This window comes from uncultured Alistipes sp. (assembly GCF_910580175.1).
Lineage (GTDB): Bacteria > Bacteroidota > Bacteroidia > Bacteroidales > Rikenellaceae > Alistipes.
On sequence record NZ_CAJTXD010000002.1, the window covers coordinates 334,363 to 349,096 of the forward strand.

Annotated in this window: 12 protein-coding genes and 2 tRNA genes; 5 read left to right on the forward strand and 9 right to left on the reverse strand. The window is 58.6% G+C overall.

What is annotated here, in order from left to right; genetic code table 11:
- Window positions 1-94: 94 nt before the first annotated feature.
- The 6 genes from QZ298_RS03755 to QZ298_RS03780 form a co-directional block, all read right to left on the reverse strand.
- Window positions 95-1,405, reverse strand: coding sequence for an acetylxylan esterase (locus QZ298_RS03755; RefSeq protein WP_296005450.1), 1,311 nt, complete (start codon window positions 1,403-1,405; stop codon window positions 95-97).
- A gap of 328 nt (window positions 1,406-1,733) precedes the next feature.
- Entirely contained in the window at window positions 1,734-1,985 is a 252-nt protein-coding gene (gene rpsT, locus QZ298_RS03760; protein WP_296005452.1) for a 30S ribosomal protein S20, read from the reverse strand.
- A 195-nt stretch (window positions 1,986-2,180) separates the two neighbouring features.
- A tRNA-Glu gene (locus tag QZ298_RS03765) sits at window positions 2,181-2,252 on the reverse strand.
- Between the two features lie 147 nt (window positions 2,253-2,399).
- The gene (locus QZ298_RS03770) at window positions 2,400-3,188 is read right to left on the reverse strand and encodes an ABC transporter ATP-binding protein (protein ID WP_296005454.1); all 789 of its coding nucleotides are present in this window, start codon (window positions 3,186-3,188) and stop codon (window positions 2,400-2,402) included.
- Window positions 3,188-4,189 carry an iron ABC transporter permease gene (locus tag QZ298_RS03775; RefSeq protein ID WP_296005456.1) on the reverse strand — a complete coding sequence of 334 codons (1,002 nt, stop codon included), beginning with the start codon at window positions 4,187-4,189 and terminating at the stop codon, window positions 3,188-3,190. The genes QZ298_RS03770 and QZ298_RS03775 overlap by 1 nt, the downstream gene beginning before the upstream one ends.
- A gap of 1 nt (window position 4,190) precedes the next feature.
- Complete coding sequence (locus tag QZ298_RS03780; RefSeq protein WP_296005458.1) at window positions 4,191-5,360, reverse strand: ABC transporter substrate-binding protein; 1,170 nt, start codon at window positions 5,358-5,360, stop codon at window positions 4,191-4,193.
- Between the two features lie 92 nt (window positions 5,361-5,452).
- Between QZ298_RS03780 and QZ298_RS03785 the strand changes: the two genes are divergently transcribed.
- A tRNA-Pro gene (locus tag QZ298_RS03785) sits at window positions 5,453-5,527 on the forward strand.
- Window positions 5,528-6,637: 1,110 nt separating this feature from the next.
- On the opposite strand, the gene QZ298_RS03790 is transcribed toward QZ298_RS03785, so the two are convergent.
- The 3 genes from QZ298_RS03790 to trpS all read right to left on the reverse strand — a co-directional run bounded on the left by QZ298_RS03790 (window position 6,638) and on the right by trpS (window position 10,055).
- Window positions 6,638-6,988, reverse strand: a complete 351-nt coding sequence (locus tag QZ298_RS03790) for a PAS sensor protein (RefSeq protein ID WP_296005460.1) — start codon at window positions 6,986-6,988, stop codon at window positions 6,638-6,640.
- A 69-nt stretch (window positions 6,989-7,057) separates the two neighbouring features.
- Window positions 7,058-8,839: a chloride channel protein gene (locus QZ298_RS03795; protein WP_296005463.1), complete on the reverse strand. Its 1,782-nt coding sequence runs from the start codon at window positions 8,837-8,839 to the stop codon at window positions 7,058-7,060.
- Window positions 8,840-8,927: 88 nt separating this feature from the next.
- Window positions 8,928-10,055 (reverse strand): tryptophan--tRNA ligase, encoded by a 1,128-nt coding sequence (gene trpS, locus QZ298_RS03800; RefSeq protein ID WP_296005465.1) that lies wholly within the window; start codon window positions 10,053-10,055, stop codon window positions 8,928-8,930.
- Window positions 10,056-10,286: 231 nt separating this feature from the next.
- On the opposite strand from trpS, the gene QZ298_RS03805 reads away from it, so the two are divergent.
- The 4 genes from QZ298_RS03805 to QZ298_RS03820 all read left to right on the forward strand — a co-directional run bounded on the left by QZ298_RS03805 (window position 10,287) and on the right by QZ298_RS03820 (window position 14,723).
- Window positions 10,287-11,198: a hydrogen peroxide-inducible genes activator gene (locus QZ298_RS03805; protein WP_296005467.1), complete on the forward strand. Its 912-nt coding sequence runs from the start codon at window positions 10,287-10,289 to the stop codon at window positions 11,196-11,198.
- 66 nt (window positions 11,199-11,264) lie between these two features.
- On the forward strand, window positions 11,265-11,615 hold the full coding sequence (gene rsfS, locus QZ298_RS03810; protein WP_296005469.1) for a ribosome silencing factor: 351 nt from the start codon (window positions 11,265-11,267) through the stop codon (window positions 11,613-11,615).
- Between the two features lie 10 nt (window positions 11,616-11,625).
- Window positions 11,626-13,806, forward strand: a complete 2,181-nt coding sequence (gene ftsH, locus QZ298_RS03815; RefSeq protein ID WP_296005471.1) for an ATP-dependent zinc metalloprotease FtsH — start codon at window positions 11,626-11,628, stop codon at window positions 13,804-13,806.
- A gap of 44 nt (window positions 13,807-13,850) precedes the next feature.
- Window positions 13,851-14,723 (forward strand): phosphatidate cytidylyltransferase, encoded by an 873-nt coding sequence (locus tag QZ298_RS03820; protein ID WP_296005473.1) that lies wholly within the window; start codon window positions 13,851-13,853, stop codon window positions 14,721-14,723.
- Window positions 14,724-14,734: the final 11 nt, after the last annotated feature.

Below are 14,734 nucleotides of genomic sequence, written 5' to 3' on the forward strand. Positions count from 1 at the left end.
CTTGCGGATGGGATTCGGGCGGGATACATATGATAAAAGGAGACGCGGGGTCTCCTTTTTTTTGTGCCCGGGCGGGTGGCCTGGGGACGCCGGTCTATTTTATCAGGTGTTTTTTGATCCACTCCAAGTGCCCGCGTTCGGTGGCTTCGGAAGTCCAGTGTTCGTTGATCGGCGTGACGAGCGCTTCCTTGGGGCCGCGCAGCACGTTGTAGACCGCCTGGCTGGTGGTCGGCGGGCAGGTGTTGTCGTTGTAGCCCCAGGTCAGGCGGGTAGGCACCTCGATTTGCCGCGCGAAATTCACTACATCGTAATAGGCCATCGTTTGCAACTTGTCAGGTGTGTCCATCCCGGGTATGCGCGAGAAATGGGGATAGCCGTCGGCGCTGGCAGCCTTGAAGCGCGCCATGTCGCTGAGTGCAGGGTGGTTGGCTACGCAGGCTGTGATACGTCGATCGAGTCCTGCAGCCACCAGCGCCAGTGCTCCGCCCTGACTGCCGCCTTGGGCGATCACATTCTTGCCGTCCCATTCGGGCAGCGAGGTCAGCAGGTCGACGACACGTACGCAAGCCAGGTAGACGCGCTTCATGTAGTAGTTGTCGCGGTTGTCCAGATTGTTGGTCAGGTAGCCGTTTTCGCGGCCGTTGAATGCAGCGCTGATTTCGCGGAAAGTCTCCTCGGGCAGCTCGGGATGCAGCCCGTGGATTTCGAATTCGAAGCGGATGAAACCCTCCTCGGCGTAGTATTTATGGCGCAGCGGGTCTTTGATGGTCTTGATGCCGGCACCCGGCGGGCACAGCACGGCGGGACAGCTTCCCGGCCGGGCCTGCTTGGGGTAGAAAAGATAGCCGTAGATGGCCTGCCGCTGTTTGTTGATCTGTAATTTGACCAGATAGCAGTCGATTTTGTCGGTGCTGTATTTTTCGACCCGCTCTTTGGTATATTGCAACGGAACTTCAGCAAGCTGTGCCTTGTTGTCGGCCCAGAACCCGACGAAATCGGCCGGCAGAGCGGTGTAGGGTTCGATCCGCTCGGGCGAGAAGCCGACTTTGACATGGTGCCGGGTGGTTTGCCCGTCGATAGTGGCCGTGAGCCGGCAGTCGCGGAAGCCCGGCTGCTGCATGGTGCCGATCCGGATCGTCGCCTTGCCGTTTCGCAGCACGACGCTGCCCGACTTGTCGGCCGGCATCAGATCGTTGCCCAGTTCGTAGTGTACGGTCACTCCGTCCTGCGGGATGCCGTAGCGGTAGAGCCGGATTTCGATGCTCGCTTTTTCGCCCGTGCTGTATAGCCAGTCGGCATGGTCGGGCTGTGCGATCCACAGCATGTCGCTGCGGTAGGGGTAGTTCTCGGCCGAAAGCCAGAGCGGCAGGCAAGCCGCGAATAATAAACAGAGAAATTTCTTCATGACGGGAAAAGATTTGAAACAGCCGCTTTTACGGGCGAAGTTTGCGGACTTGTCCGTGCTGTGCAGCGAAGTTCTGCTGCAAAGATAGCATAAGTCGCATGCAATGCAAACAAGTTCGACCCTTCTTACAAGGAGAATCCGGCCATTGGTCGTGGGACTGGCGTGTTGTGGGTTTGTTTATTGTTAGGTCGTTTGTTGCAGGGGGCATTGTGTCATAGGGGCGTGTCGCAGGAGAGGGGACTGGAGGTATTTGTTGCGAGGATGTTTGGCCGCACTGCATGAAAAAAGCCACTCTGCAAAGAGTGGCTTTTTTCGATCCGTAGTCGGATTACAGAGCGTTGACATGCAGCTGGAGTGCGCTTTTGAGGTTGGCCGCCTTGTTCTTGTGCATGATGTTGTGTTTGGCCAACTTGTCCAGCATGGAGGTTACCTTGGGAAGCAGAGCCTCGGCCGCGCTCTTCTCGGTCGTCGTGCGCAGCGCTTTCACGGCGTTGCGAGCCGTCTTGTGGAACAGACGGTTGTGCGCACGCTTGGTCGCGGTCTGACGAATCCGTTTTTTCGATGACTTATGGTTTGCCATAATCCGTTAATTTTATTTTTACTTTTTAAGTTGTCTTTCTGGGGTCAGCCGTAGCTGCCTGCGGATGGGTCGGAAACCCGCTCCTGAACATCGATTACCCGTAGAGATCGTCCGGATTTGCGCCGAAAGGAAAAGAGCGGCTCTGCGGCGGTCTCTCCTCGGTTCTCTTGCGGCTCCCGTTCCGGTCTCTTCGTGTAGCCCATAGCAGAATCGAACTGCTCTTTCAAGAATGAAAATCTTGCGTCCTAACCGATAGACGAATGGGCCTTTACCGCTATTTCCTGCCCGCTTGGCGGTACTTTAGCGGTGCAAAGGTAAATAAAAAAGTGACTTCAACAAAAAAAAGAGAAAAAAATGTGGCTTTCGGGTGCAAATTTATGCAGCCGGACGTGCTGGCCGGATGAAAATGCGCGGTCACTGCCGATTGTGCGGGGCGGGCTGCCGTTTGTTGGTGCGAACTTGCCCGGAGGCTGCGTCGAACGTCAGCCCGTCGCCGGAGAACAGCCGTTCGATCAAGCCGCTGGCGGCCATGTCGGCTGCCGGCAGGTGGTGGAGTTCCGGGGTGTCGATGAGCATGACTGTGTCGCACAGCCCGAGGGCGATGTCCAGGTCGTGAGTCGAGAAAAGAATGCACTTCCGTTCTTCGTGAGCCAGGCGTCCGAGCAGCGAGGCCAGAGCATACCGGTTGGGCAGGTCGAGGAACGCCGTGGGTTCGTCGAGCAGAATTACCGGCGTGTCCTGTGCCAGTGCCCGGGCGATCATCGCCCGCTGGCATTCGCCGTCGGAAAGGGTGTCCATCGTTTTGCGAGCCAGATCGGCGATGCCCACCGTCTCCAAGGCGCGATGGACGACCGAGCGGTCGTCCTCTTGCATGCGGCCGATCCAGTTGGTGTAGGGTGCACGGCCCAGCGCTACCATATCTTCGCAGCGCAAGTTGGCCACGCGTACCTTGTCGGTGGTAACGCATGAAACGGTGGCGGCCAGCCGCTGGGGCGGAAGCGTTGCAAGCGGATGTCCGCAAAGGGCGATTTCGCCGGCCGCGACGGGGGCGAGTCCTGCGATTGCGCGCAGCAACGAACTTTTGCCCGTGCCGTTGCGACCGATGAATGCTGTGAGCGAAGCTGCCGGCAGGTCGGCCGAAACATTGTCCAGCAAGATGTGCGGCCCGTAGGCCAAACGGATATTTTTCAACGAGATGCCCATCAGAAGAAACTGCGGTTGCGGACGACTACTACGATTACCACCGGGATGCCCATCAAGGCGGTTATGCTGTTGATGGGCAGAGCGAGGAGTTTGGCTGTCAAGTCGCAGACGAGCAGCAGCCCTGCGCCTGCGAGCATCGTGCCCGGCATCAGGATGCGGTGGTCGGCGCTGCGGAAAAGCATGCGCACCAGGTGCGGCACGGCCAGCCCGATGAATCCCACGGGGCCGCAGAATGCTGTGACGCTGCCGGCCAGCAAGACGGTGGACCCAAAAATCAAGGTGCGCGTGCGTTGGATGTTCAGTCCCATCGTGCGGGCATAGTTTTCGCCCAAGAGCAGGAGGTTGAGCGGTTTGATGACCGCCACCGATAGAACCAGACCTGCTGCTACGGCGGGGGCGAGCAGCGCGAGCTGCGGGCCGGTAACGTCGCCGAGCGATCCCATGGTCCACACGACGAACGATTTGAGTGCGGTTTCGTTGGAAAGGAATTGCAAGATTTCGACCACCGATCCGATGCCCGAGCCGAGCATCATGCCGAGGATCAAGATTACCATGATGTCCTTGATCCTGCGGCTGACGGCCATGACCACGGCCAACACGGCTGCCGCGCCGATCCAGGCCGCCCCGGCGATGCCGAGCGACCGGACGAACGCATGGCTCGCCACGTCGAGCAGCGGGGCGCCCAGCAGGAAAAGCGCCACGCCCAGTCCGGCGCCCGAACTGACCCCCAGCACATAAGGGCCGGCCAGCGGGTTGCGGAAGAGCGTTTGCATCTGGAGACCGGCGGCGGCGAGCGCCGCACCGGCCAGCAGAGCCGTCAGGGCTTTCAGCAATCTGATGTTCAATACGATGTCGCGGGTCGTGGCGTCCGTCGAGCCGCCCGTCAGGGCCTGCCATACTTCGTGCGGTGCGAGGGCGACCGATCCTACGGCCAGGTCGGCGATGAAAAGCACGCAGACAGCCGTAGCGAGCAAGGCGAAAAGCAGGGCAGGGCGGCGCATTCTATTTGAGACGTTGATAATAAGTAAGCGTGTCGATGCCCGATGCGGGGTAAAAAATCGCTGTGAGGTCTTGCAGGATCAACTCGGGATGCACAGCGCCCGATTCCCAGAAATCCGAACCTCCGGCAGGAGTGCGGCGGCGGGTGTTGTTATAGACTTGGCCATTGCGCACGACGGGCAGGTCGGCGAACTTGGGATTCTGTGCTTTGAGTTCGGCGAGCGAGCTGCATGCCCCGACATTGAGCCATATGTCGGCATCGGCGGCCAGCAGATAGGCCTGCTCCATGTCGACGGGCTGCGAAGCGTTGCCTTGTTCGGATGCCGTGTAGGTGTCGCCGCCTGCGTCGCGGATCAGTCGCACCATGTAATTGTTGGCCGGAGGCATGAACCAGATGTCGCGGTAGGGCGTGTTCAACAACACCTTGGGGCGGCATGCGATGTCGGGATAATGTTCGTCGACGTAAGTCCGGATGCGTTGTGCCGTGGCATTGTAGCGGGCGGCTGTTTCGGCGAAAGTCTTCTCGCCCGTATCGCGCAGATCGCATAGTTCTGCGGCGACGATCATCCATTCGGCCTTGCCCAACGGCGAAGGTTCGAGGTAATCGCCTATATATATATAGGGAATGCGCAGCTGTTGCAGCTTGCCGGTCATGACGGTGTTTTCGCCCGTCACGCCGTATAGCAGAACGATGTCGGGACGCATGGCTGCCAGCAGCTCGAAATCCAGATCGCTGTCGTGTCCTACGTCGCGGACTTCGCCGCAGGCCCGGTGGGTGCGGATGTAGGGGTTGGAGATGTAGTCGATGCCCGATACGCCCTTGATACGGCGCACCTGGCCCAGCGCATCGAACAAGGCGACGTGGCTCGACGAAAGGCAGACGACGCGCCGCACGGGGGCCTTGACTGCCTGCCCGTTGAAATCGGCGGGTGCCTGGGCACCTTCGCGCAGCACCAGCAGATGCTGTTCGATGCGTTCGGCTCCCTGCCAAGGGTTGCGGATGGTAATGAGCGTCGATCTGTCGTGCCGCCTGCCGCGGATGTCGAATCCGGCGGCATAGGCCGGAGCGTAGATTTCGAGGTCGAAATCGGCCGCGGAGTAGTGCGTGCGGCCGCTGCAACCGGGGGCGAGAAGCGCTCCGAGGGTAAAAAGGAGAATAAAAAACGGTTTCATCGCCATCAAAAGTAGAAAAAAATCCGCAGAAATTGTTGGTTTCTCAAAAATATACTATATTTGCAGTCCCAAACCGATGGGTTTCGGGTAATCGGGGCGTAGCTCAGTCCGGTTAGAGTACACGTCTGGGGGGCGTGTGGTCGCTGGTTCGAATCCAGTCACCCCGACAACAGGAAAAGCACTGATAATCCAACGGTTATCGGTGCTTTTCTTTTTTATCCGCACCTGCCGAAAATGAGCGGTTGACGCCACGGTTGACGCGAAAAAGTCAACCAAGAAGTCAACCGAATCCGATGAAAACATCTGTTTCCGTCGTTTGTTACAGGTACAAGGTACTTGCAAACGGAGAATCGCCGCTGATGCTCCGCATTTCCAAAGAGGATGCGGCTTTATTCCACATTTGGCCGCTGCGGGGTTTGGCTGCGAGGCTTGCGGGAATTTTGCAGCGAGACTTGCAGGAGTTTTGCTGTGGTGTTTGCGGGGCTTTGTTGCGGCGAGCGGTGCGGGTGCTTCCGGTCGGGGCAAAAAGGGTAACTGGGTGGCGAAATCCGAAATTTATTTTGTCCGCATGATATCTGTGATTATCTTTGACGGCCGGCCGATTGGATTCGGGGGCGGCTTCGTGATTCGGATGGCATGGACAGCCGAAACATCGGGCCGAGGATCTCTTGCGAGAGTGGTGTATCGGAAGATCGTACCGTAAGCCCGATTTCTGGCGACAGATAAACAGATAAAAAGCAGTTCTTATTACCCGGAGTGGCCGGGGTCAAGGTTCCGGCCAGCGTGATATGCAGATTCAGCAATCCACTGGTAATATAAGGCGCAAAAAGGATAAACGCAAAAGTTCAGGGCAGACGGTTCGGTGCGGACGGTTCGTTCGGCACCGACGATTCGGTGCAAGAACGTTTCATGCGCAAATAATTCAACGCTGAAACTTTAATGCAAAGATTCCGTGCAAAAACTTTTGCTTCTTGTTTTGCGGTGTTGCCAGTTGTCCATCCCAGTTTGCCGCGGCGTTGCTCTCGACGACCCCGCTGCGGCATTCATTCCAGCGATTGCTTCGATACCTGCCGCGGGCTACCGCCACGACGCGTCGGGAGCCTTGACGAATGTCAGCACGAACGGCTACTACTGGTCGTCTTCGTCCTACGCCGCAGGCAGTGTCTACGCCGGGCGTCTGGACTTCCTTGCGGGCCGCGTGTACCCGCTGTACGACAGCTACAGAGCCTCCGCGTTTCCCGTGCGCTGCGTCCAAGCATCTGCAAGGGAGCTGTTTTTTATCTTTTTTGGGGTGTCCGCACATAGTGCGGCATCTCGGCGGGGATTTCCATCGAGTATTCCACCAGCCCGCCTACCGTGCCGTTTTCCCGCCACACGGTTTGGTAGATCAGCTTGCGGATTCCGTTTTTCTCGATCGTGTAGACGTTGCGGCCGCCTTCGTCCAGCAGACGGCGGATGATCGCCTGCGAGCGTTCGTTGTGGCAGGGGATCAGCGAGCGGCCTTGCACGTCGCCGTTCACTTCGCACGACCGGCGGTTTTGGTAGAGCACGACGCCTTGCGTGTCGCATACCGTGACGGCGCAGTCCAGTTCGTCGTTCCAGCGGGAAAAATCGATGATCGGAGTCATGAGAAAGTGGTTTCTTTGCAGGGTCGTCCCTTTCGGCCGGGCCGTGGCGAAGCGCGATGCAGCGGACTTTTATTGTTGAATCTTTACCAGTTGTTCGCGATAGGCGTTCAGAATCCGCGACTTGGATATGAAGCCCAGGTAGCGGCCCTGCTTGTCGACCACGGGCAGCATCCACGTGCGTTTGTCTTCGAATTTGGGCAGGATGCTTTGAATGGCTTCGTGCTCAAGAATCCTGTCGGGCGGCTGGATCATGTAGTCCGTTACCGCATGGCCGTATTTCTCGCGCTTGAACATGTCTTCGCGCAGGTCGTCGAGCTGCACCACGCCCAGCAGCCGGCCGAAGTCGTCGATCACGGGGAAGATGTTGCGGCGCGCCGAGGAGATGATGTGCACCAGGTCGCCCAGCGTCATGCGTTCGCGGATGCGGATGAAGTCCGTTTCCATCAGGGCGTCGAGTTGCAGGAAGACGAACACCGATTGATCCTTGTCGTGGGTAAGGAGTTCGCCGCGCAGGCGCAGCTGTTTGGTGTAGATCGAGTCGGGGTCGAGCCAGTAGCCCACCGCGAACGAAATGCAGGCTGTGATCATTAGGGGGATGAACAGGCCGTAGCCGTTCGATAGTTCGGCGATCAGGAAGATCGACGTCAGCGGCGCGTTCATCACGCCTGCCATCACGCCCGCCATGCCCACCAGCGTGAACGACACCAGCGACACCTGCCAGTCGAAGAGCGCGTTGCACGTGAGCGCCAGCGCCGCGCCCGTGAAGGCTCCCACGAAGAGCGACGGGGCGAACGTTCCGCCTACGCCGCCTGCCGCATTGGTCGCCGACATGGCGATGACCTTGAAGAACATCGTGGCCACGACGAATAGGATCGCCACCCAGTCGATGTCGCGGAACCGGTAGAAAAGCGAGCTGTCGAAAAGTTGCTGCGTCTGGCCGTGCATCAGTGCCGTAAGCCCCTCGTAGCCTTCGCCGTAGAGCGGCGGGAAGATGAAGATCAGAATGCCCAGCACGACGCCTCCTGCGAGCCATTTCTTGTATTGCTTGTCCAGTCCCTTGAAGAAAGTGCCCACTCGTGAATTCATCGTCGTGAAGTACCACGACATCAGACCGCAGAAAATGCCCAGCAGGATGAATAGCGGAATCTGCCATAGTTCGAACGCATCTTCGGGCCGCAGCGTCACGGCCAGGATGGGGTCGAAGTCGCGCAACAGGAACGCCATCGTCGTGGCCGTGATCGAGGCGATCAGCAGCGGGATGACCGAGGCGGCTGTGATGTCGAGCATCAGGATTTCCAACACGAAGACGATGCCCGTGATCGGAGCCTTGAAGATCGCCGCGATGGCTGCGCCGGCGCCGCAGCACAGCATCAGGGTGGTGTGCTTGTAGTTGAGCCGGAACAGCTTGCCCACGTTCGAGCCGATGGCCGCTCCGGTCAATACGATCGGGGCCTCGGGGCCTACCGAACCGCCGAATCCTATGGTCGTCGCACCGCCCACGATCGAACTCCAGCAGTTGTGGCGTGCGATGCGCGAGTTTTTGCGCGACATGGCTTGCAGCACCCGCGTCACACCCTCCGAAATGTTGTCCCGAACGACATATTTCACAAAGAGCGACGCCAGGATGATGCCCATCGCCGGATAGATCAGGAACAGCAGGTGGGCGCTTTCCACCGGAAACCAGCGCGTCAGCCCTCCTTTGATGGCATAGAGCAGGATTTCGAAAAGATAGGTGCCCACACCGGCCAGGGCGCCTACGATCACGGCCAACAGCATCATGATCTGGCGTGTCGACAGCCGCCGGGTCAGATGGAGGAAATAGGTGTAGATGCGTTCGGTGCGCAGGCGCATGGCGGGAAGCGGTTAAGAGGGCGTGTTGGCAGTGAGCGGTTAGGGCGGGGCGTTCGCAGGGAGCAGGGATGCGCGGGAGTCTTTTCCTTTATTCGTCCTTTTCGGCAAAGGCCTGCGTCTGGGCCGCGATCAGTTCCTTGTCGTCGAAATAGTTTATCTTCATTGCGTTGCGTACGTCGTTCAGCGTGGCTGCGGCCGCTTCGCGTGCCTGGCGCGAACCCGCTTCGAGCATTGCATAGACTTCGGCGATCCGCGTCTCATAGTAGCGGCGGCGTTCGCGGATGGGGTCGAGCACTTCGTTCAGCACGGCGATCAGCAGGCGTTTGACCTTCACGTCGCCCAGTCCGCCGCGGCGATAGTGGGCTTTCAGCTCGTCGAGCGAGGGGTATTCGGGCAGGTATTTCTCGAAATGTTCCGGACGGCAAAAGGCGTCCAGGTAGGTAAACACCGTGTTGCCCTCGACCTTGCCGGGGTCTTCGACGCGCAGATGGTCGGGGTCGGTGTACATGCCCATCACTTTTTTCTTCACTTCGTCGGCCGTGTCCGACAGATAGATGCAGTTGCCCAGCGATTTCGACATCTTGGTTTTGCCGTCGGTGCCCGGCAGACGCATGCACGCCGCGTTGTCGGGCAGCAGGATTTCGGGTTCGACCAGCGTGGGGCCGTAGGTCGAGTTGAACTTGTGGACGATCTCGCGCGTCTGTTCGATCATCGGCTCCTGGTCTTCGCCCGCCGGAACGGTCGTTGCGCGGAACGCCGTGATGTCCGACGCCTGGCTGATGGGGTAGGTAAAGAAGCCCACCGGGATGCCCTGGCGCTGTGTCGTATCGCCCTCGGCGGCGTTCTCGGAGAATCCGCGCAGCTGGATTTCGGCTTTCACGGTCGGGTTGCGTTGCAGGCGCTGCACCGTTACCAGATTCATGTAGTAGAACGCCAGTTCGCACAATTCGGGAATCTGCGACTGGATGAAAAGCGTCGACTTCGTCGGATCGAGACCTGCCGAGAGGTAGTCGAGCGCCACTTCGATGACGTTCTGACGAACCTTTTCCGGATTGTCGGCGTTGTCCGTCAGGGCCTGGGCGTCGGCGATCATGATGAAAATCTTGTCGAATTCGCCCGAGTTCTGCAACTCCACCCTGCGGCGGAGCGAACCTACATAGTGACCCAGATGGAGCCGGCCTGTGGGGCGGTCGCCCGTAAGAATTATTTTTGCCATAATACGATAATCTTTTTTCCGTAAATAAGTTCCGCCGCCGTCCGGTTATCCGGTGGTATTTCGGAGCCGTCGGCTGCAACGCCCCTGTGCGGGTGCCTCTGCGAGATGTCGAAACCCGATTCAGCGCAGGGTTGATTGGTACAAACTTACGAAAATCCGCGTGCGCGACCTAATAAAGTTGGAGAATATCGTTTTTTTTTATACTTTCGTCTGTCGAAATAAATTGTTGCTATGACTATCATCCAACTCGAATACCTCCTTGCTGTGGCCAACTGCGGCAGTTTTTCGCTTGCCGCCGAGCATTGTTTCGTTACGCAGCCGTCGTTGAGCATGCAGGTCAAGGCCCTCGAAGAGGAGTTGGGGGTCGTGCTGCTGGATCGTTCGAAGAAGCCCGTCATCCCCACCGAGGCGGGCGAAGTCGTGCTGGAGCAGGCACGGCGCACGCTCTCGGCCTATAATTATATCAAGGAGGCCGTCGCCGAGCTGAAAGGCGAAACCGCTGGCAAACTGCGTCTGGGCGTCATTCCGACCATCGCACCTTATTTATTGCACAAGTTCATCCCCGCTTTCGTGCGCGACTTTCCCAAAGTCGAGCTGGAGATTTCCGAAATGGTAACGGCCGATATCGTCGAAGCATTGAAACGCGACCGGATCGATGCCGCACTGGTCGCCAGCGGCACCTGCGGCGAGGGGATTCTTGAACAGGAATTGTTCAACGACCGGTTCTATGCCTATGTCTCGCCCGAAAATCCGCTCTACGAGCGGCAGAATATCCGTATCGAGGATATCGATCTGCGCGATCTGGTAATCCTCAGCCCCGGCAACTGCATGCGCGACCAGATCATCGAGTTGTGCCAAGCGCGCCGCAGCATGCCTGCGCATTATTCTTTCGAGTCGGGATCGCTCGACACCTTGATGCGCATCGTCGACTGCACATCGTGCCTGACGATCATCCCCGAGATGGCTGTCGAATTCATTCCCGCCGATCGGCGCGACCGGCTCAAAACCTTGGCCAAGGGGGCTACTTCGCGCAAGATCGCCATTGCCGTACGGCGCACCTATGTTAAGAATTCGATCATTCGCGCCCTGACCGACACCATCTTGGCTTATGCCGGCGCGGGGCAGGGTTCCGAAAATTTGTGAATCCCGGATTGGGTAATTCTAAATCTTCTTCCTATCTTTGCAAGGTTATAGGTATATTCGATTTTTATGGAGAAACTTATCGAAACGATCGTCGGAGCGATTGAAGATAAAAAGGGTAAGAATATTGTATCGTTGGACCTTTCGGGTTTCGACGGCGCCATCTGTTCGGCGTTCGTAGTCTGCAATGCCGATTCCACGACGCAGGTCGCGGCCATCGCCGACGGCATCGAGGAGAAGGTGCAGGAGACCCTCGGCGAGAAGGTGTGGCGTGTCGAGGGGCAGCAGAGCGCGGTCTGGATCGCCATGGATTATGTCGATGTGGTGGTGCATATCTTCCAGACCGAGTTGCGCGACTTTTACCGCCTGGAGGAGTTGTGGGCCGATGCGCCGCTGACCCGTTACGAATACGAAGAGTGATTTTCCCGCTATGGTACAGAAACGCAAGAACAACAATAATAAGAATCTGGGTTTTCCGCGGCCGTCGATGCTGTGGATCTATGCTTTGATCGGTGCTTTCATCATCGGATGGTATTTCTTCGGCGAGAGCAACGATACGCCCTTGTCCAGCGACTGGGTTACCGTCGAACGGATGGTCGGTCGGGGCGAGGTCGAGAAGATCCGGGTCGTCAACCGCGACCGGGCCGAGGTTTTCCTCTCGTCGGAGGCCGGCGAACGTTATCGCCGGGACTCTGCCGATAAGCGTTATCGGCATTTGCCCCGCACCGGCCCGCAGTTTTTCTTCACGATCGGTTCGGTCGACTCGTTCCGCGAGGATCTGAAGTCTGTCGAGGAGCAGACCGGACGCTCCGTGCCGGTGGTCTATGAGAACAAGAGCAACGATTGGACGACGCTGCTCATCAATTTTTTGCCTTGGGTACTTATTATCGGCGTGTGGTTCCTTGTCATGCGTTCCATGTCGCGCGGCGCCGGGGGCGGTGCCGGAGGTGGACTCATGAATGTCGGCAAGGCCCGGGCGCAGGTGTTCGACAAGGACAATTCGCGCCGCATCACGTTCAAGGATGTCGCCGGGCTTGAGGAAGCCAAGGTCGAGATCATGGAGATCGTCGATTTCCTCAAGAAAGCCGACAAATATAAGGAACTGGGGGCCAAGATTCCCAAGGGTGCCTTGCTCGTCGGCCCTCCGGGAACCGGCAAGACTTTGTTGGCCAAGGCGGTTGCCGGCGAGGCCAACGTGCCTTTCCTCTCCATTTCGGGTTCCGATTTCGTCGAGATGTTCGTCGGGGTGGGCGCGTCGCGCGTGCGCGATCTTTTTGCCCAGGCCAAGCAGAAAGCCCCCTGCATCGTTTTCATCGACGAGATCGATGCCATCGGCCGTGCCCGTGGCAAGAACGCCGGATTCTCGGGCAACGACGAGCGCGAAAACACGCTCAACCAGTTGCTGACCGAAATGGACGGTTTCCAGACCAACACCGGAGTGATCGTCCTCGCGGCTACCAACCGGGCCGACATCCTCGACAAGGCGTTGATGCGTGCCGGACGCTTCGACCGGCAGATCGAGGTCGGCCTGCCCGATGTCAAGGAGCGCGAGGAGATTTTCGACGTCCATCTGCGTCCGCTGAAGCTCGATCCGGCGCTCGACCGTGCGTTCCTGGCCCGTCAGACGCCCGGTTTCTCGGGCGCCGACATCGCCAACGTCTGCAACGAGGCCGCGCTGATCGCCGCGCGCCATAATAAAAAGTATATCGCCAAGGAGGATTTCCTTGCCGCCATCGATCGCATCATCGGCGGCTTGGAGCGTAAGAACAAGATCATTACCGACCAGGAGAAGCGTGTGATCGCCTACCACGAGGCCGGACATGCGACCGTCAGCTGGATTCTCGAAAATGCCAGCCCGCTCATTAAGGTTACGATCATCCCGCGCGGCAAAGCGCTGGGTGCCGCCTGGTACCTGCCCGAGGAGCGGCAGATTACCACGCGCGAGCAGTTGATGGACGAGCTGGCCGCCACCCTCGGCGGACGTGTTTCCGAGCAGCTGACTTTCGGTCAGGTTTCGACCGGAGCGCTGAACGATCTGGAGCGGGTTACCAAGCAGGCTTATGCGATGGTGGCCTACTACGGCATGAGCCGACAGGTCGGCAATCTGTCGTTCTACGACTCGACCGGGCAGAGCGACATGGCTCTTACCAAGCCTTATTCCGAGTCGACGGCCCAGCAGATCGATGCCGAGGCCCGCTTGCTCATCGACAAGGCCTATGCGATGGCCGAGCAGGTGTTGCGCGAGCATGCCGACGGGTTGAAGGAGCTGGCCGAGCTGCTGTTGTCGCGCGAAGTGGTGTTTACCGAGGATGTCGAACGGATTTTCGGCAAGCGTAAGAAAGATATTGAACGCGAGCGCCGCGAAGCGGCAGAGAAAAACGTTGAGAAAGCCGATTCGGCCCAGAAACCGGACAACTTGGGCAAGGCGGGCAAGGCGGGCAAGGCGGGCAAATCCACCGAATCCACCGAATCCGTTCCGTCTGCCGAATCCCGTAAGTCGCGACCTTCGCGTCGCCCGCGCAAACCGAAAGAGGAGGGCGTTCCGGAACAACCTGCGGCTCCGAAACCTCGAAAATCCCGGAAATCGCAGAAAGCATCTTCGGGCGACTGACCTTATTTTCGAATCAGACCTAACTTGAACCGATGAATGATAAAATGAAAAATCTTGTGGTGCGTACGCTCAGCGGCCTTGTGTTAGTTGCCGTGATGCTGGGCGCCATGATCTGGTCGCCGAACGGCTTCGGCGTTCTGTTGGCGGTGCTGGCAGCGGCTGGAATGCTCGAATTCTATGCGCTGGCCGCGGCCAAGGGTGCTCGGCCCCAGCGCGTTTTGGGCACGGTATTGGGGCTGGCTCTTTTTTGTCTTGCGCTCCTGCCTGCCATTCCTGATGGGTGCAATGTGTTGGACAATCGGTGGATATGTGCCATGATAGTCCTGTTCGTGCTGGCGGTGCCTGCCATGCTTGTCTGCGAACTTTACCGCAAGAATACCGATCCTCTCGCTTCAGTGGGTGCCACCTTGTTGGGTGTTTGGTACGTGGCTTTTCCGTTGGTCTGCTTCGGCTGGATGGCTTTTGGGTTCGAGTCTGCGTCCCGCGAATGGTTCCCGGGCGTTGCGCTGGCTTATCTGATCATTATTTGGGCCAATGACGTCTTCGCCTATCTGGTGGGGATGCTTCTCGGCCGTCACCGCCTTTTCGAGCGCCTGTCGCCCAAAAAATCGTGGGAAGGCTTCTTCGGCGGAGTAGCCGGAGCGGTCGCCGCGGGCGTGGCGGCGGGCTGGCAGCTCGGCGGCAGCCTGTGGGCATGGGGCGGTCTGGCACTGGTCGTTGCGGCGACGGGCGTGCTGGGCGACCTGACCGAATCGATGTTCAAGCGGGCTGCCGGAGTCAAGGATTCGGGCCGTTCGATTCCCGGCCACGGAGGCGTCCTCGACCGTTTCGACGCCGTGCTGCTGTCGGCTCCTTTCGCGCTTGTCTACCTGCTGTTGTGCAATTGGGGGTTCGACATCTGCTTCTACAACTGCTAATTCCTCGTATC